Annotated in this window: 14 protein-coding genes; 7 read left to right on the top strand and 7 right to left on the bottom strand. The window is 65.2% G+C overall.

Annotation, left to right across the window (positions count from 1 at the left end):
* Positions 1-6 precede the first annotated feature (6 nt).
* Genes DFR48_RS14730 through DFR48_RS14710 form a run of 5 tightly spaced genes read left to right on the top strand, consistent with a single transcriptional unit; the run spans position 7 to position 6,219 of the window.
* Positions 7-1,416: an amidase gene (locus DFR48_RS14730; protein ID WP_114363907.1), complete on the top strand. Its 1,410-nt coding sequence runs from the start codon at positions 7-9 to the stop codon at positions 1,414-1,416.
* Positions 1,413-2,933 carry an ABC transporter ATP-binding protein gene (locus DFR48_RS14725; protein ID WP_114363906.1) on the top strand — a complete coding sequence of 507 codons (1,521 nt, stop codon included), beginning with the start codon at positions 1,413-1,415 and terminating at the stop codon, positions 2,931-2,933. Before DFR48_RS14730 ends, DFR48_RS14725 begins: the two co-directional genes overlap by 4 nt.
* Positions 2,923-3,972: an ABC transporter permease gene (locus DFR48_RS14720; RefSeq protein WP_114363905.1), complete on the top strand. Its 1,050-nt coding sequence runs from the start codon at positions 2,923-2,925 to the stop codon at positions 3,970-3,972. The genes DFR48_RS14725 and DFR48_RS14720 overlap by 11 nt, the downstream gene beginning before the upstream one ends.
* Positions 3,969-4,913, top strand: a complete 945-nt coding sequence (locus tag DFR48_RS14715; RefSeq protein ID WP_114363904.1) for an ABC transporter permease — start codon at positions 3,969-3,971, stop codon at positions 4,911-4,913. Before DFR48_RS14720 ends, DFR48_RS14715 begins: the two co-directional genes overlap by 4 nt.
* Before the next feature lie 16 nt (positions 4,914-4,929).
* Positions 4,930-6,219 (top strand): amidohydrolase family protein, encoded by a 1,290-nt coding sequence (locus DFR48_RS14710; protein WP_114363903.1) that lies wholly within the window; start codon positions 4,930-4,932, stop codon positions 6,217-6,219.
* Positions 6,220-6,521: 302 nt separating this feature from the next.
* On the opposite strand, the gene DFR48_RS14705 is transcribed toward DFR48_RS14710, so the two are convergent.
* The 4 genes from DFR48_RS14705 to DFR48_RS14690 form a co-directional block, all read right to left on the bottom strand.
* A complete protein-coding gene (locus tag DFR48_RS14705; RefSeq protein WP_114363902.1) occupies positions 6,522-7,502 on the bottom strand; it encodes a PDR/VanB family oxidoreductase in 981 nt (326 codons plus the stop codon).
* Between the two features lie 43 nt (positions 7,503-7,545).
* Entirely contained in the window at positions 7,546-8,289 is a 744-nt protein-coding gene (locus DFR48_RS14700) for a GntR family transcriptional regulator (RefSeq protein WP_114363901.1), read from the bottom strand.
* Between the two features lie 3 nt (positions 8,290-8,292).
* A complete protein-coding gene (locus DFR48_RS14695; RefSeq protein WP_114363900.1) occupies positions 8,293-9,342 on the bottom strand; it encodes an aromatic ring-hydroxylating dioxygenase subunit alpha in 1,050 nt (349 codons plus the stop codon).
* A gap of 141 nt (positions 9,343-9,483) precedes the next feature.
* On the bottom strand, positions 9,484-11,550 hold the full coding sequence (locus DFR48_RS14690) for an ATP-dependent helicase (protein ID WP_114363899.1): 2,067 nt from the start codon (positions 11,548-11,550) through the stop codon (positions 9,484-9,486).
* Positions 11,551-11,939: 389 nt separating this feature from the next.
* Between DFR48_RS14690 and DFR48_RS14685 the strand changes: the two genes are divergently transcribed.
* Both DFR48_RS14685 and DFR48_RS14680 read left to right on the top strand, forming a co-directional pair.
* Positions 11,940-12,209, top strand: a complete 270-nt coding sequence (locus DFR48_RS14685; protein WP_114364165.1) for a hypothetical protein — start codon at positions 11,940-11,942, stop codon at positions 12,207-12,209.
* Between the two features lie 123 nt (positions 12,210-12,332).
* Positions 12,333-12,929 (top strand): nucleotidyl transferase AbiEii/AbiGii toxin family protein, encoded by a 597-nt coding sequence (locus DFR48_RS14680; protein ID WP_425359257.1) that lies wholly within the window; start codon positions 12,333-12,335, stop codon positions 12,927-12,929.
* 97 nt (positions 12,930-13,026) lie between these two features.
* On the opposite strand, the gene DFR48_RS14675 is transcribed toward DFR48_RS14680, so the two are convergent.
* Genes DFR48_RS14675 through oppB form a run of 3 tightly spaced genes read right to left on the bottom strand, consistent with a single transcriptional unit; the run spans position 13,027 to position 16,686 of the window.
* Positions 13,027-14,619: an ABC transporter ATP-binding protein gene (locus DFR48_RS14675; RefSeq protein ID WP_114363898.1), complete on the bottom strand. Its 1,593-nt coding sequence runs from the start codon at positions 14,617-14,619 to the stop codon at positions 13,027-13,029.
* Positions 14,620-14,621: 2 nt separating this feature from the next.
* A complete protein-coding gene (locus tag DFR48_RS14670) occupies positions 14,622-15,770 on the bottom strand; it encodes an ABC transporter permease (protein ID WP_114363897.1) in 1,149 nt (382 codons plus the stop codon).
* Complete coding sequence (gene oppB, locus DFR48_RS14665) at positions 15,763-16,686, bottom strand: oligopeptide ABC transporter permease OppB (protein ID WP_114363896.1); 924 nt, start codon at positions 16,684-16,686, stop codon at positions 15,763-15,765. The genes DFR48_RS14670 and oppB overlap by 8 nt, the downstream gene beginning before the upstream one ends.
* Between the last annotated feature and the right edge of the window lie 65 nt (positions 16,687-16,751).

Below are 16,751 nucleotides of genomic sequence, written 5' to 3'. Positions count from 1 at the left end.
TCGTCCATGCAGGCGGATGCAACGGCACTGGCCGGGGCGATCGCAAGCGGTTGCCTCACCAGCACCGAGGCCATGCAGGCCTCCCTTTCGGCTTGCGAGGCCCTGGCGGATCTCGGGGCCGTTGCCTATACGGACGCCGCCAGAGGTCTGGACGCAGCTTCGCGCATTGATGCTGTCGCGTCCGATGCGCCGCCGCGCCGCATGATGCCCTTTGCCGGCGTCCCGACGCTCGGCAAGGATCTCGGCGGGCCTTTCGCCGGGTTTCCGATGACGGCGGGGTCGCGGCTGATCGCAAGGCGGGGCGGTCTTATCGATTCCGACCTTGCCGAACGTTTCCGCGCTGCAGGCCTTTGCCTCTTCGGCCTCACCACAAGTCCGGAGTTCGGTCTTTCCCTGGCGAGCGAGCCGGCAGCAGGTCCGATCACCCGCAATCCGCTTGCGCCGGAGCTGTCGGCCGGCGGCTCGTCAGGCGGTGCGGCCGCTGCTGTCGCGGCCGGCATCGTCGCGATCGCGCACGCGACCGATGCGGGCGGGTCGATCCGTGTGCCTTCCGCCTGCTGTGGCCTTGTCGGACTGAAGCCCAGCCGCGGCCTGATGCCGGCGGGCCCCCATTTCGGCAATCATCTCGCCGGCATCGCAAGCGAGCTTGCCGTCTGCCGGTCGGTGCGCGACACGTCCCTGATCCTCTCGGCCCTCGGCGGCGAGGCGAAAGGTCCGTTTCCGCCCGTGGCGCGCAAGGACGCCGGGCAGGAGCGGTTGCGTATAGGTCTTCTCATAGACAGCGGGGCGGAATTCCCGACCGAGGCGGAGCGGCTTGCGGTCGTCGAGGCGGCGGGCCGCTTCCTGGAGGCCGATGTTCACACGCTGGTTCCGGTCGATTTTTCGGCACTGGAAGCGATGGCGGCGACGAGCCGCCGCGCCTTCGCCGACATCGTCTGCATCAATCTCGCCGACACCATCACCCGCTTCAACCTCGACGCGTCGAAGACGGAGCGTCTGACCCAGGCGGTCATCGAACGTGGTCTGTCGCTCTCGGCGCGCGCACTGTGGCAGAGCCTGAACGCCATGGTCGCCGTGAGCCGGGATCTGTGGCGCCTTTTTGACGGTATCGACTGCCTGCTTTGTCCCATCCTGTCATCGGCGCCGTTGCCGGTCGGCTCCTTCCCAACCGATCATGCCGATACGGATCGCCATTTCGAGCGGATGGCGGCCTTCGCGCCGCTCGCAGCACTCGCCAACGCTTCCGGCTTCCCGGCGGTCACGCTGCCCTTCGGCATGGACGCCGACGGCCTGCCGCTGCCGGTGCAACTGATGGCGCCGATGGGAGAGGAGGCGTTGCTGTTGCGACTCGCTGCACGGCTGGAGCAGGATGGGCGCTGGCAGCATCGCTTTCCCGTTGCAGGATTGAACGCATGAACACCCCGGTTCTGGAAATCCTCGGCGTCAGCAAACGCTTCGGCGACAACCTCGCCAACGACGATATCTCGCTGACGCTGGAGCGGGGCGAGATCGTCGCGCTGCTCGGCGAGAACGGCGCCGGCAAGACGACGCTGATGAGCATTCTCTTCGGTCATTACATGCCCGACAGCGGCCGTGTGCTGGTCGAGGGCCGGGAATTGCCGCCAGGACGTCCCCGTGCGGCGATCCGCGCCGGAATCGGCATGGTGCATCAGCACTTCTCGCTGGCACCGAACCTGACGGTGCTCGAGAACGTCGCGACCGGCACGGAAAGCCTCTGGTCGTGGCGCTCACGCCGCGCCGAGGCGCGGGAGAAGCTTCTCAATATTTCGGAACGCTTCGGCCTCAGGGTCGACCCCGATGCGCGGCTCGGCGACCTTTCGGTCGGCGAGCAACAGCGCGTGGAAATCCTCAAAGCCCTCTACAACGATGCGCGCATCCTGGTGCTCGACGAGCCGACAGCGGTATTGACGCAAATCGAGGCGGAACGGCTGTTTTCGACCCTGAAGGATATGGCTGCGAACGGGCTTTCCCTGATCTTCATTTCCCACAAGCTGGACGAGGTCATGTCGACCGCCGACCGCATCGTGGTGCTGCGTGGCGGACGCCGTGTCGCCGAGCGCGCGACATCGGAGACCAGCAAGGCGGAACTCGCCGAACTCATGGTGGGACGCACCGTCATTCGGCCGGTGCGGGAGCCGTCAACGCCCGGCGAGGTGGTGCTGGAGGCGGCTGCCGTCACCGTCCGGACGGGTGGGGTGGACAAGCTCAAGTCCGTCGATTTCAGGCTTCATGCCGGCGAGGTGCTCGGCATTATCGGGGTCTCCGGCAACGGCCAGGCGGCGCTGGCGCAGCTGCTCTCAGGCATACTGCCGAAAACCTCCGGTGATCTCCTGCTGTTCGGGGAACCCGTCGATGAGCTTTCCGTCGCGGACGTCATCGCCGCCGGCATCGGGCGCATTCCCGAGGACCGCAACAGGGAAGGCGCCATCGGCGAGATGGCGATCTGGGAGAACGCCGTCCTCGAGCGGCTGCCCGCCTTCTCCCGCCGGGGCCTCGTCGACCGGCGGGCGGGGATCGCGTTCGCCGGAAAGATCATCGAAGCGTTCGACGTGCGCGGCGGTTCTCCGGCAACCCGGACCCGGCTTCTTTCCGGGGGGAACATGCAGAAACTCATTCTCGGGCGCAATCTGATCAACCGGCCGCGCATCCTTCTTGCCGCGCAGCCCGCCCGCGGGCTCGACGAGGGTGCGGTTGCCGCCGTGCACGAACGCATACTGGAGGCGCGGCGGCAGGGAACGGCGGTTCTCCTGATCTCGGAGGATCTGGACGAGGTTATGGCGCTCGCCGACCGCATCCAGGCAATTGTCGGCGGAAGGCTGTCGCCGCCGGTTTCCGCGGACGAGGTTTCCGCGCGCAGGCTCGGCCTGATGATGGCCGGCGAATGGGAAAGCGAGGTCGCCCATGCGGTTTGAGCGGCGTGAACACAGACCGGTGGCGCTGGTGGTGGCGACGCCGCTGATCGCGATCGCCGCGGCGCTCGCCATTGCCGGCGTTCTGATCGCCGTCGCCGGGGCGCCGGTCCTCGATGCCTATTGGGGTATCCTGAAGGGAGCTTTCGGCTCCCGGCTTTCGGCGACGGAAACGTTGACACGGGCGACACCGCTGATCCTGACCGGTCTTGCCGCGGCCGTCGCCTTCCGCGCCCGCCTCTGGAACATCGGCGCGGAAGGGCAACTCTATCTCGGTGCGATCACCGTCGCCTGGGCGAGTTCGCACCTCTTCGGCGGGCTTTCGCCGGCACTGCAAATCCCGCTGCTCTTCACGCTTGGCGCCTTGGCCGGCATGGTGCTCCTCCTCGTGCCGCTCTGGCTCAGGCTGCGGTTTTCCGTCGACGAGGTCGTGACGACGCTGCTCCTGAATTTCGTCGCCGTGCTCTTCGTCTCGATGCTGATCGACACGGTGCTCAAGGACCCGATGGCCTTCGGCTGGCCGCAATCGCAATCGGTGACCGACGAGGCGATGCTGCCGAAACTGCTCGCCCGCTCGCGCCTGAATCTCGGCCTGCCGGTCGCGGTGGTGCTCGCCCTCGTGCTGCATTTCGTGCAGTCGCGCACCGTCTTCGGCATGCAGTCGCGGGCAGCGGGGCTCAATCCGCAGGGCGCGGCCTTCGCCGGGGTTCCGCTCGGGCGCACGCTGGTCGCCGTCGCCTGTCTGTCAGGCGGACTTGCAGGCCTTGCGGGTGCCGTGGAGGTGATGGGCGTCAAGGGCTACGTGACGACCGATCTCTCGCCCGGTTACGGCTATTCCGGCATTGTCGTCGCGATGCTCGCCAATCTCAGTCCATTGGGCGTCGTGCTGGCAGCGCTCTTCACCGCGACCATGTTCGTCGGCGCAGACGGCATGAGCCGCAGCATGGGCATTCCGAGCTACATCGCCGACGTGATCGTGGCGCTCTCCCTGCTGACCATGCTGGTCGCCGTCTTCTTCACTCAATACAGGATCCGCCGATGACAGAGGTTCTCGACATTGTCGCCTCCGCCGGCCTCTGGACGGCGGTTCTCCGGATCGCCACGCCGCTGATCCTCGGGACGCTCGGGGCGCTGCTCTGCGAGCGCGCCGGCGTGCTCAACCTTGGCATCGAGGGCATCATGACCTTCGGCGCCATGATCGGCTGGCTCGCGGTCTATAACGGCGCGGATCTCTGGACGGGTTTTCTGGTCGCGGCGCTCGCCGGGGGGATGTTCGGCGTGCTGCATGCGGGGCTCACCGTGACACTCGGTCTTTCCCAGCACGTGTCGGGGCTCGGCGTCACGCTCTTTGCCGCAAGCGTCAGCTACTACGTGTTCCGCCTCCTGGTGCCGGTCGCCGGTACGCCGCCCACCATCGTTCCGTTCCAGCCGGTTTCGATCGAGGGGCTCAGCGACTTGCCGTTCTTCGGCCCGGCGCTCTTTTCCCAGACGCCGCCGACCTATCTCGCGATCCTGCTTTCGCTCGCGCTCGCCTATCTCGTCTTCCGCACGCCGCTCGGTCTTGCGATCCGCATGACGGGCGAGAACCCGCACGCGGCGGAGGCGCAGGGCATCAATCCGATGGCCGTGCGCTATGGCGCGGTCATCGCAGGGAGTGCCCTGATGGGCATGGCGGGCGCCTTCCTGACGCTCTCCGCCTTCAACAGCTTCTTCCCGACCATGGTGCAGGGACGCGGCTGGATCTGCATCGCGCTTGTCGTCTTCGCCTCCTGGCGCCCGACCCGGGCGCTTCTCGGCGCGCTGCTCTTCGCCTTTTTCGACGGTTTCCAGCTCCGCCTGCAGACGGTGCTGGGCGGCGTGGTTCCCTACCAGCTTTTCCTGATGATCCCCTATATCCTGTCGATTGCGGCGCTGGCACTGATGTCCCGGCACGCCCGTGTTCCGCAGGCACTGATGCAACCTTACCGGCGCGGCGAGCGCTGACCCGACGAGGCCGACCATGTTCGATCTGATCATCCGAAACGCCAACCTGCCCGACGGTTCCCGAGGTTTCGACGTCGGCCTTGCCGGCGGCAGGATTGCCGCTATCGAAAAGCGCATCGACGCGGCAGCCCGCGAGGAGATCGACGCGACGGGACGCCTCGTCAGCCCGCCCTTCTGCGATCCGCATTTCCACATGGACGCGACGCTCTCGCTCGGCCTGCCGCGCATGAACGTCTCCGGCACGCTTCTCGAAGGCATCGCCCTCTGGGGCGAGCTGCGGCCGCTGCTGACGAAAGAGGCGCTGGTCGAACGGGCGCTGCGCTACTGCGATCTCGCCGTCAGCCAGGGTCTTCTCTTCATCCGCAGCCATGTCGACACTTCAGACCCGCGGCTGGTGACGGCCGAGGCGCTGATCGAAGTGCGGGAGCGGGTGAAACCCTATATCGAGCTGCAGCTCGTCGCGTTTCCCCAGGACGGATACTATCGCGCGGCCGAGGGAGAGAAATCGCTCGAACGCGCCCTCGACATGGGTCTCGACATCGTCGGCGGCATCCCGCATTTCGAGCGGACCATGGAGGACGGCCGGCGTTCGCTCGAGGCGCTCTGCCGGATCGCTGCCGAGCGTGGCCTTCCCGTCGACATCCATTGCGACGAAACGGATGACCCGATGTCGCGGCATATCGAGACGCTGGCGGCCGAGACCGTGCGCCACGGGCTGCAGGGACGTGTGGCGGGCTCGCATCTGACCTCCATGCACTCGATGGACAACTACTACGTCTCCAAGCTCATCCCGCTGATGGCGGAGGCCGAAATCAACGTCATCCCCAATCCGCTGATCAACATCATGCTGCAGGGTCGCCACGACACCTATCCGAAGCGCCGCGGCATGACGCGCGTGCGCGAACTGATGGCGGCAGGTCTCAATGTTTCCTTCGGGCAGGACTGCATGATGGATCCCTGGTATGCGATGGGCTCGGCCGACATGCTGGAGGTCGGTCACATGGCGATCCATGTGGCGCAGATGGGCGGTATCGAGGACAAGAAGCGGATCTACGAGGCGCTGACTGTCAACTCGGCAAAGACGATGGGCCTCGAAGGCTACGGGCTCGCCGTCGGCTGCAAGGCCGACCTCGTCGTGCTGCAAGCCGCGGACGTCGTGGAAGCCTTGCGGCTGAAACCGACACGGCTTCTGGTCGTGAAGGGCGGCAAGGTCATCTCCCGTTCGGCGCCGCGTATCGGCGAACTCTTCCTCGAAGGTCGGCCGGCCAGCATCGACCCCGGCCGGGATTACGTACCCCGCTCCTGAGCGGGCCATTTTCGTTTCCCTTGCGCGGGAAGGGAACCGGACGGGCGGTGAAGGGCGAGCGGATCTCCGTGCAGGTGGAGATCTGCGGGACCGAGGCGTTCTTGTCGTCGCTTTGAGCGGGTAGGTGTTCGAAGAGGATGCACGAGGCCGATCCGCTCAACGGAGACTTGCAGGATCTTTTTCTTGAGGAAGAAGAAAGAGCGACGAAATAGACGGACCGGGGACCAGGGTGAGTATTCGCGAGTTTGACGGGATGGCTCGCCATGTCTTCGACTTCGGAGAAGCTGTACGCGTGCCGCTCCTCACGCCGCCTCCTCGCGCCGGTAGCCGGTGTCGATGACGAGATGGCCGCCCAGCGCACGGGAGACGCAAGCGCACATGCGGTCGTTTTCGCGCCGCTCGGCCTCCGAGAAGAAGACGTCGCGGTGGTCGATCTCTCCCTCGGCGGCGACGATGTCGACGGCACAGAGTCCGCATTCGCCGCGCCGACAATCGTAGATCATCGGCACGCCCGCCTCCGTCAGCGCATCGAGCATGCTCTGGTCGGCCCTGACCTCGACCGTGCGGCCGAGACCCGCGACCTCGACCCGGAAGGGCTGTTCGGCAAAACGGCCGCTGTCGCCGAAGACCTCGAAGCGCAGCCGGCTCATCGAGCGGCCGCTCTTCTGCCAGGCCGCACGCGCCGCATGGAGCATGCCGAGCGGTCCGCAGACATAGGCCTCGCCCTCCGGTGGCAGGCGCGCGAATTCGGCGGCGAGGTCGAGCGAACGGCCCTCGTCGTCCACGAAGCACTCCATCCGGTCACCGAGCAGGCCTTCGAGTTCGTCGGCAAAGGCCATCTGGCTGCGCGCCCTTGCGGCGTAGACGAGGCGGAGCGGCTGCCCGCGACCGGCAAGTGCCTTCGCCATGCCGTAGATCGGCGTGATGCCGATGCCGCCGGCGACCAGCAGATAGTGCGGCGCCCGCCAGGAGAGCTCGAAGCGGTTCTCCGGCACCGTCATCTCCGTTTCGTCGCCGGGTGCGAGCGTCCAGACCCAGGCTGAGCCGCCGCGGCTGTTCGGGTGCCGCTTCACGGCGATCTTCAGTGTGCCGGGCGCGCTCGGGACGACCGTATAGGTGCGGATCGCGGGGCTGCCAGCAATCACCACCCTGATATTGGTGTGCGAGCCGGGGTCGAAGGCCGGCAGTGGCCCTTCGACGGCGAAAGTGACGGCCCTCACGTCCTCGGCGGGCGTTTCGACAGCGATGACCCGCGCCTTGCGCCATTCTTCTCTGGAGCGCATTGATTTCTCCTCCCGTATTTCAAAAACTTGTCCGCCGTGGCACTCAGCCCGACATCAGCGCGAGCGCCAGAACCTTGCGACGCAGGTCCGGGTTTTCCTCGAGCACGAAGTCGAGATTCTGCCGCGCGATGCGCGCATGTTCGCGCGCCAGCGCCTCGGCGCGTGCGCCTTCGCGAAGCTCGATTGCGGTGACGATTGCCCTGTGTTGCGCCTGCGCGACGACGAGCGAGCGGTAGAAGGCGGGCACGTCGACATCGGTGTTGACGAAGGCGTTCGGGCTCGCAAACGGCAGGCTGGTGATCCGTTCGAGCTCGCGGCGCATCACCTCGCTGCCGGCAAGCTCGGAAAGGAGCGCATGAAAGCGGCCGTTGAGAGCCTCGTAGCGGCCGATGTCGAGCGCCTCCGGCCCTCCTCCAAGCACCTCGTCGAGCTGCTCCACCACCTCGCGGATCGCCTTCAGCCGTGCCGGTGCGGCGCCGCGTTCGGCGGCGAGCCGCACCACCGTCCCTTCGAGCACGCCCCGCAATTCGATCGCGTCGACGATGTCCTGCCGGCTGAAGCTGCGCACCGCATAGCCACCGGAGGGAATGAGCGTGACGAGGCCCTCCTGCTCGAGCTTCTGCAGGGCGCTGCGGAGCGGCGTGCGGGAGACGTCCAGCCGCTCGGAAAGCGCCACCTCCGACAGTCGCTCTCCGGGCTCGATTTCACCTTTGAGGATCAGGTCACGAATGCCCAGCAGGGCCTTCACCGATTGCTGGCGCGGACCGGCCGCCCGTTCCTTCGTCATCTCTCACTCCGCTGCCATCGTTGCCGGACCGGTCTCGGCATCGATCATCCGGTCGATCAGCCTGCGCGCCCACATGGAGCCGGCGTCGATGTTGAGATTGTAGAACTGGTGGTCCGGATTGGCGTCGATTGCGATCTGCTGCGCTTCAAGGACGACCTCGTCCTCGCGGAACACGCCCGCGACCCCCTCCCGCAGCTCGTGGGTGCGGGCCTGGTTGTGGAGGTCGTAATTGCGGGCGAAGGCCCAGAAGTAGAGGCAGGTCTTGTCGGTCGACGGCGTGATCGTGTTGAGCACGTAGCCGTTGACGCCCTGCGAGCGGTCGCCCTCGCGGGCACCGGTCCCGGCCGCTGCGACGCCGACGTCGATTGCGATGGTGCAGGGGGCCTCGAAGCGGATGATCTGCCAGCGGTCGACTTTGCCCGGCTTGCCGTACTGCTTCTTCCAGAAGGGCGGCGGGTCGATGTTCTCCATCCAGCGGGTGATGTAGGCGAAACGATCCGAATGACTTGCCTCGAACGGCGCCTCGGCGACGGCGCGGTTGCCGATCGAGGAGCCGTGGACGAAGGTCTCGTGGGTGAGATCCATGAGATTGTCGACCACCAGCCGGTAGTCGCATTTGAGCTCGATCAGCTTGCCGTCGGCGGCCCAGGCCGGGTCGTCGTTCCAGTGCAGGTCGGGGATCAGCGCGGGATCGGCGAGCGAGGGGTCGCCCGGCCAGATCCAGATGAAACGGTGACGCTCGGCGACGGGATAGGATTTCACGCAGGCCGACGGATTGATGGTCTGCTGCGACGGCATGTATACACACCGGCCGGTATCGTCGAATTCGAGGCCATGATAGCCGCAGACGACATTGTCGCCGTCCAGTCGCCCAAGCGAGAGCGGCACGAGGCGGTGCCAGCATGCGTCCGCCAGCGCGACCGGGGTGCCGTTTTCCTTGCGATACAGGACGATCGGCTTGTTGCAGATGGTGCGTGGCAGAAGCGCTCGCTTCAGTTCCACGTCATAGGCGGCCGCATACCAGGCGTTCAGCGGAAAGCTCGGTCTGTTCATGGTCAAGTCCTCCTCCGCAGACAAGGAAGACACAATGTATACAATTCGTCAAGACGGAAGCGAGATTCCGTCTTGTGTGCTCCAGAATGTATACAGCGATATGGAATGCCGCACCGGACGCACCCGGAGATCGCTGCCCCCCTATCTCCACATCGCCCGCATGCGGGCGCCGACGTCGACGCGGACCTGTCGCGTGCCGCGCTCGCCGGCCGCCGCCGGCGCGATCGGCCAGCTCTTCGCCTCGAAGAGGCCGAGCATCGGTGCAGGGATGAAGCGGGTGCGCGAGGCGTAGACATGGCGGTCGCCCTGCGCATTCTGCCCGTAGGTGAAGAAGCGCTGCGGCGTGACGAGCGTCAGGCTGTCGCGGGTGCGCGTCATGCCGACATAGAGGAGCCGGCGTTCCTCCTCGATCTCCGCGGTCGTGCCGACGCCGAGATCGGAGGGAATGCAGCCGTCGATGACGTTCAGCATGAAGACCGAGCGCCATTCCTGCCCCTTGGCCGAATGGATGGTCGAGAGAATCAGGTAGTCCTCGTCGAGGAGCGGCACGCCCGCCTGGTCGCTGGTGGCGTCCGGCGGATCGAGGGTGAGTTCGGTGAGGAAGCGCTCGCGGTTGGCATAGCCGGCCGCGATCTGTTCGAGCTGCAGCAGGTCGGCCTTGCGGGTCTCGGCATCCTCGTGGATGCGGTCGAGATGCGGTTCGTACCAGGCGCGCGCCGCGCTGATTTCGTTCGGCCAGCCGGACCCCGCCTTGCGCAGGCCGAGCAGCAGGTCGAGGAAGGCCGGCCAGTCCGCGCCCGACTTCGGCGGCGCGGGGATCTCGGCGAGCGTCACCAGCGGTTCTGGATCGGCGGCGATCGTGTCGAGGATGCGGCCCGCGGTCTGCGGGCCGATCCCCGGCAGGAGCTGCAGCAGGCGGAAGCCGGCGACCCGGTCGCGGGGGTTCTGGGCGAAGCGCAGCACCGCCAGCATGTCCTTCACATGGGCGCTGTCGAGGAACTTGAGGCCACCGAACTTGACGAAAGGGATGTTCGAGCGGGTGAGCTCGACTTCGAGCGAGCTGCTGTGGTTCGACGAGCGGAAGAGCACGGCCTGCTGCTTCAACGCGATGCCGCGTTCGCGATTTTCGAGCACCTGCTCGACGATGTAGCGGGCCTGATCCGCTTCGTCCCGGACGGTCACCAGCGCCGGACGCTCCTCGGACTCCCGGTCGCTCCAGAGGTTCTTGGTGAAGCGCTCGCGCGCCTCGCCGATGACCGCGTTCGCCGCCGCGAGGATCGGCTGCGTCGAACGGTAGTTGCGGTCGAGCGTGACGACATGGGCCGGTGGCGAGAAGGCCTCCGGGAAATCGAGGATGTTGCGCACCGTCGCGGCGCGGAAGGAATAGATCGACTGGGCGTCGTCGCCGACGACCGTCAACCCGCGTCCACCGGGTCTCAGCGCCAGCAGGATCGCCGCCTGCAGGCGGTTGGTGTCCTGGTATTCGTCGACGAGCACATGGTCGAAGCGGCCGGCGATCTCGTCGGCAAGCTCCGGCTCGCTCACCATCTGGGCCCAATAAAGCAGGAGGTCGTCGTAATCGAGCACGTTCTGCGCCTGCTTGGCCTCGACGTAAGCCGCAAAGAGCTGCTTCAGCTCCTCCTCCCAGCCGGCGACCCAGGGGTAGTGCGCCTTCAGCACCTCGGCGATCGAGGTCTCCGAATTCACCACGCGGGAATAGATCGAGAGACATGTGCCCTTGGTCGGGAAGCGGCTCTCGGTCTTCGAGAAGCCGAGCTCGTGACGCACGAGATTGATGAGGTCGGCGCTGTCCTCGCGATCATGGATGGTGAAGTCCTCCGCAAGGCCGATCTGGTCCGCATGGATGCGGAGAAGACGAGCGCCGATGCCGTGGAAGGTACCGGCCCAGGCGAGCGCATCGGTCATGACCGCGGCCTTGTCGCCCAGCACCTGGCGGCAGATGCGCTCGACGCGCCGGGCCATTTCCGATGCGGCGCGGCGGGAGAAGGTCATCAGGAGAATGCGGCGGGGATCGGCGCCGTTGACGATCAGGTGGGCGACGCGATGGGCGAGCGTGTTGGTCTTGCCCGATCCGGCGCCGGCGATGATGAGGAGCGGTTCGGGCAATCCGCCGCCGGACGCGCCGACACCATGCTCGACCGCGGCACGCTGGCGGTCGTTCAGCTTCTCCAGATAGGCAAGGCTCATCAGAAACTCAGTCCCCTCATGCGCCGAGACATGCAGCGGCATGTCACCGGGCGTGGCGGAGAGAGCAACACAGCGCGCACGCGCGCCGGGACATGCCCGGGGCGTCCGTGACTATGGTGAGTTGACCTTGCCGCCGCATTTCCTCGTCATCGCTTTCCGCGCTATGCGAGAGCGCAAGACGCGGAGAACGAATTGAGAACATAGCTCGACTGACGGCAGATGGGAAGGGTGTCGGTGCAAACGGGTGTTCCGTAGCATCGACCGGGCCTCTTACGGCTGACCAGAAGGGCTCCGCGAGCTGCCCAAAGGCACATGGAAGCGGAATTCTTGTTTCCCGAGTTTTGTGGCGTTATATATAAGTGATTGAAAGAGCTATGCGGTCCGGAAACATGTCGGCTGTTGCAGTAAAGGTTCTCTCCACTGTCAACGCCCCCTACGGGACGGCGCTTTCGGCCGAGCAGTTGGCGTCGAAGATTTCTGATCCCGCCAGCGCCGATCTTTTCGATTCGTCGGTGTTCTGCTTCTTTTCGGAGGTAGACGAGAGCCTTCAGTATTCGTTCCTCGACGAGATGTGCGTCGACCCGAAGATCGCCTCCGAGTTGGCGCGCAAGTTTTCGGTACTTGCCGGCTACACACTGCCGCTGGCGCGGGCAGCCTAGTTGTCCGGACGCACAAGCAGCAGATGGGGCGACCTGTTTGATCAGGCCGCGCGCATCATCGACCTTGCAAACTCCAGGTTCACCTTGATTGACAGTTGGAGTTTCGGGGGCGGCACGGCACTGATGCTGCAGATCGATCACCGCGAGAGCTTCGATGTCGACATCTTCGTCGATGATCCTCAGGTTCTGCCGTTTCTGAACCCTTGGATGCAAGGTTATACTCTCCCCATATGGCCGGACGGCTACCAGTCCGATGGAACGAGGGCATTGAAGATCGTCTTCGAGAAGATAGGCGAGATCGACTTCATCTGCGCAGCGGGTCTGACCGTTAGTCCGATGCAGTTGGCGAAGGTTCGCGGCCACAACGTCTTGCTTGAGACTCCTGCGGAAATTATCGCCAAGAAGATCTACTACCGCGGATCGTCGATGCAGCCGCGCGACATGTTCGACATAGCCTGCGTCATGAAGGTTCTCGGCGGAGAATACGTCGTCAATGCCTTGTCGCCCTTCAAGGAAGAATGCCGGAGGGCCTTGTCTGTCGCGCGGCGTATGGACCCGCAGTTCGCGAAAACTGTGATGATGAGTCTTCTCTATCGTGAGCGCTTCTCCGACATTCCGAAGCAGGCGCAGGCGATGGCGACCGAACTCCTGGAGGCCGTCTGCGCGTCTTCGGACGGTGTTACCGATCCGCGCGATAACAGTCCGGATGAAAAGGCCTGACGAAGGCCCTTTCGTGGAGGTCCGCGGCCCTCCATTATCATTGATCTGCCGACGCCGGTGCTTTAGCTGCCGGCGTCGGCCAGAGCCCATGCACGTCTCAGAAGGCCGCCGCCATGAGCTCCTTCGTATAGGCCTGCTGTGGCGCGTCGAAGATGGCTGCAGTTTCGCCTTCCTCGACGATCACGCCGTTCTTCATCACGATGATATAGTCGGAGAGCGCCCGCACGACCGCGAGATCGTGGCTGATGAAGAGATAGGAGAGACCGTGCTTCTGCTGCAGATCGCGTAGCAGTTCGATGATCTGCTTCTGCACCGACCGGTCGAGTGCAGACGTCGGCTCGTCGAGCACCAGTACCTTCGGTTTCAGCACCATGGCGCGCGCGATGGCGATGCGCTGGCGCTGGCCGCCCGAAAACTCGTGCGGATAGCGGTTGCGCGAGGCAGGATCGAGGCCGACGTCCCTGAACGCCTGAATGGCGATCCGGTCGCGCTCGGCACGGCTGATCTGCGGCTCGTGGACCAACAGACCCTCGGTCACGATCTGGCCGGCGGTCATGCGCGGTGAGAGCGAGCCGAACGGATCCTGGAAGACGAGCTGCATCTGGCGGCGCAGCGCACGCATCTGCTGCGGGCTTGCCTTCGAGATGTCCTGGCCGTCGAAGATGACCCTGCCGTCGCTGTCGAAGAGACGGAGCAGAGCGCGCCCGAGGGTCGACTTGCCCGACCCGGACTCGCCGACGATGCCGATCGTCTGTCCCTTGCGCAGCGTGATGCTGACGTCGCGAACCGCTTTCACTTCCAGCTTCCTCCGGCCGAGGAAGCCGCCACCGGCGGTGAACGTCACGGCGACGTTTCGGCCCTCGAGCAGTCTCGGGGACTCGGCGGGAACCGGGTCCTTGTGGCCGGTCGGCTCGGCGGCGAGCAGCATTTTCGTATAGTCGTGCTGCGGGTTCGAGAAGATCGCCTCGACCGGACCCTGTTCGACCACTTCGCCGTGCTTCATCACCGCGACGCGGTCGGCGAAGCGCCGCACGACGTTGAGATCGTGCGAGATGAAGATGATCGAGAGACCGATCCGCTCCTTCAGTTCTCGCATCAGGTCGAGGATCTGCGCCTGGATGGTGACGTCGAGCGCGGTGGTCGGTTCGTCGGCGATCAGCAGTTCCGGATCGTTGGCGAGCGCCATGGCGATCATCACGCGCTGGCGCTGGCCGCCGGACAGTTCGTAAGGGTAGGAATCTATCCGGCGCTCGGGGTCGGGGATCTTGACGAGCTTCAGCAGCTCGATCGCCTTCGCCCGTGCCTCCTTCGCCGAGAGACCCTTGTGATGGATCATCGGCTCGGCGAGCTGGTAGCCGATCTTGTAGAGCGGATCGAGCGAGGTCATCGGCTCCTGGAAGATCATGGTCACGCGCTCGCCGCGGACGTGATTCAGCCCTTTCAGCGGCAGTCCGAGGATTTCGGCACCGTCGAGCTTCGCCGAACCGGACGCAGAGCCGTTGGCGGCGAGCAGTCCCATCATCGCCATCATGGTCTGGCTCTTGCCGGAGCCGGACTCGCCGACGATCGCCAGCGTCTCGCCGCGCTTGACGTCGAGGCTGATGCCCTTGACCGCCTCGACCTTGCCGAGCGGCGTGTCGAACCAGACCCGCATGTCGCGTATTTGAAGCAGCATATCTGTCTTTGTCATCGTCAGCGGTCCTTGGGATCGAGCGCGTCGCGCAGGCCGTCGCCGACGAAATTGAGCGCGAACAGCGTGCTTACGAAGAAGATCGCGGGGAAGACCAGCAGCCATGATGCGGATTGCATGCTGGCGGTGCCTTCGGCGATCAGCGTGCCCCACGAAGTCATCGGTTCCTGCACCCCGAGCCCGAGGAAGGAGAGGAAGCTCTCGAGCAGGATCACCTTGGGCACGAGCACCGTGACGAAGACCACCACGGGACCGATCGTGTTCGGGATGACGTGACGGCGGATGATCTGCCAGTTGGATAGCCCCATGGCGCGGGCCGCTTCGACGAATTCGCGTCGTTTGAGGGACAAGGTCTGGCCCCGCACGATGCGGGCCATGTCCAGCCACTCGATGGCGCCGATCGCCGCAAAGATCAGCACAAAGTGGCGACCGAAGAACACCACCAGCATGATCACGAAGAACATGAACGGCAACGAGTAGAGGATCTCGACGAACCGCATCATGACGTTGTCGATACGCCCGCCGATGAAGCCGGAGGTCGCGCCGTAGGTGACGCCGATGACCAGCGACACGAAGGTCGCGAGCAGGCCGACGACGATCGAGACCTGACCGCCCAGCATCACGCGGGGCAGGAGGTCGCGGCCGTTGCGGTCGGTCCCGAAGGGGAAATACTGCCCGTTGACCCGGCCGGTGACGACGAGCGTCTTGCCGTCGTTCTGCGTCTCCTGGAGTGCGGCGCCGTCGAACTCGTCCGGCCGGTCGAGATAGCGCAGGACGCGCTCGTCGATCGGCTTGTCGGAGGAGATCGTGGCGGTGTAGGCGGAGCCCGAGACGTCGAAGGCGTTCAGGCTGACGCGGGCGCGCTCGACGGCCTTCGTCATGACCTCTTGCAGCGTCGCCTCGTGCGGGTACGGCGAGAGCGAGGGCGGCACGGCGACATAGCTCGTGAAGACCGCGTCGTAGCGATGCGGCCAGAAGACCGGCCCGCCGAAGCTGAAGACGACGATCAACAGCAGGTAGCCGAGCGAGAGCATGGCGGCGGTGTTCCGGCGGAAGCGGATGCGGGCCAGCTTCCAGAGGCTGAGGCCTTCCCGGGCATCCGTTTCGAGGGAGATTGCGCCGGGTCCGGTTTGGATTTGTGGTTCACTCATAGCGGACCCTCGGATCTAGCAGCGCGTAGAGGATGTCGACGATCAGGTTGAAGACCACGATGAAGACGGAGATAAGGACGACCGTTCCCATGACCAGCGTGTAGTCGCGGTTGAGAGCGCCGAGGACGAAATAGCGTCCGACGCCGGGCAGCGAGAACACCGTCTCGACGACGACGGAGCCGGTCAGCACGGCCGCGGCGGTGGGGCCGAAATAGGAGATGACCGGCATCAGTGCGCCGCGCAGCGCATGCACGACGATGATGCTGCGCTGGGGAAGACCATAGGCGCGCACCGTGCGGATGTGGTCGGCCCGCAGCATCTCGATCATCGACCCGCGGGTCAGGCGGGCGAAGATCCCGACCTGCGGCAGGGCGAGCGCGATGACCGGCAGGACCAGATTGTTGAACCCGCCGTCTCCCCAGCCGCCTGCCGGCGCCATGCGCAGGATGACGGCGAAGACCAGCGAAAGAATGGGCGCGACGACGAAGCTCGGCACGGTAATGCCGATATTGGCGAAGCTCATGACGAGATGATCGAACGCCGAATTCTGCCGGATCGCGGCAAAGCTCCCGAGGATGATGCCGCCCGTGACACCGACGGCGAGCGCCCAGGAGCCGAGGATCAGCGAGTATGGCAGGCTCTTGGCGATCAGCTCTCCGACCGTGAAATCGCGGTAGACGAAGCTCGGTCCGAGGTCTCCGTGGAGAAGGTTGCCAAGGTAATGGAGGTACTGCACCGGCAAGGGCTGATCCAGCAGGAAGGCCTTGTTTAGATTGGCGAGAACCTGCGGCTCGAGCGGCCGCTCCAGGTTGAACGGGCCGCCGGGCGCCAGCCGCATCATGAAGAAGGACAGGGTGATCACGATAAAGATCGTGGGTATCGACGACAGCAGTCGTCGCAGGATGAATGACAGCATTGCTCTCTCCTGAAATCCGGAAACAGCAGAACAAGCCGGAGGGTTCCTCCGGCCTACGCGCGAAA

It is taken from the genome of Ciceribacter lividus (genome assembly GCF_003337715.1).
GTDB classification, from domain to species: domain Bacteria; phylum Pseudomonadota; class Alphaproteobacteria; order Rhizobiales; family Rhizobiaceae; genus Allorhizobium; species Allorhizobium lividum.
Note: the sequence above shows the minus strand (reverse complement) of the source record. Positions and strands in the feature narration are given on the sequence as shown.

Excerpts from the sequence above, each read along its gene's own strand:
- DFR48_RS14730 (WP_114363907.1), top strand. The coding sequence starts at position 7 with ATGCAGGCGGATGCAACGGCACTGGCCGGGGCGATCGCAAGCGGTTGC.
- DFR48_RS14725 (WP_114363906.1), top strand. The coding sequence starts at position 1,413 with ATGAACACCCCGGTTCTGGAAATCCTCGGCGTCAGCAAACGCTTCGGC.
- DFR48_RS14720 (WP_114363905.1), top strand. The coding sequence starts at position 2,923 with ATGCGGTTTGAGCGGCGTGAACACAGACCGGTGGCGCTGGTGGTGGCG.
- DFR48_RS14715 (WP_114363904.1), top strand. The coding sequence starts at position 3,969 with ATGACAGAGGTTCTCGACATTGTCGCCTCCGCCGGCCTCTGGACGGCG.
- DFR48_RS14710 (WP_114363903.1), top strand. The coding sequence starts at position 4,930 with ATGTTCGATCTGATCATCCGAAACGCCAACCTGCCCGACGGTTCCCGA.
- DFR48_RS14705 (WP_114363902.1), bottom strand. The coding sequence starts at position 7,502 with ATGCGCTCCAGAGAAGAATGGCGCAAGGCGCGGGTCATCGCTGTCGAA.
- DFR48_RS14700 (WP_114363901.1), bottom strand. The coding sequence starts at position 8,289 with ATGACGAAGGAACGGGCGGCCGGTCCGCGCCAGCAATCGGTGAAGGCC.
- DFR48_RS14695 (WP_114363900.1), bottom strand. The coding sequence starts at position 9,342 with ATGAACAGACCGAGCTTTCCGCTGAACGCCTGGTATGCGGCCGCCTAT.
- DFR48_RS14690 (WP_114363899.1), bottom strand. The coding sequence starts at position 11,550 with ATGAGCCTTGCCTATCTGGAGAAGCTGAACGACCGCCAGCGTGCCGCG.
- DFR48_RS14685 (WP_114364165.1), top strand. The coding sequence starts at position 11,940 with ATGTCGGCTGTTGCAGTAAAGGTTCTCTCCACTGTCAACGCCCCCTAC.
- DFR48_RS14680 (WP_425359257.1), top strand. The coding sequence starts at position 12,333 with ATGCTGCAGATCGATCACCGCGAGAGCTTCGATGTCGACATCTTCGTC.
- DFR48_RS14675 (WP_114363898.1), bottom strand. The coding sequence starts at position 14,619 with ATGACAAAGACAGATATGCTGCTTCAAATACGCGACATGCGGGTCTGG.
- DFR48_RS14670 (WP_114363897.1), bottom strand. The coding sequence starts at position 15,770 with ATGAGTGAACCACAAATCCAAACCGGACCCGGCGCAATCTCCCTCGAA.
- oppB (WP_114363896.1), bottom strand. The coding sequence starts at position 16,686 with ATGCTGTCATTCATCCTGCGACGACTGCTGTCGTCGATACCCACGATC.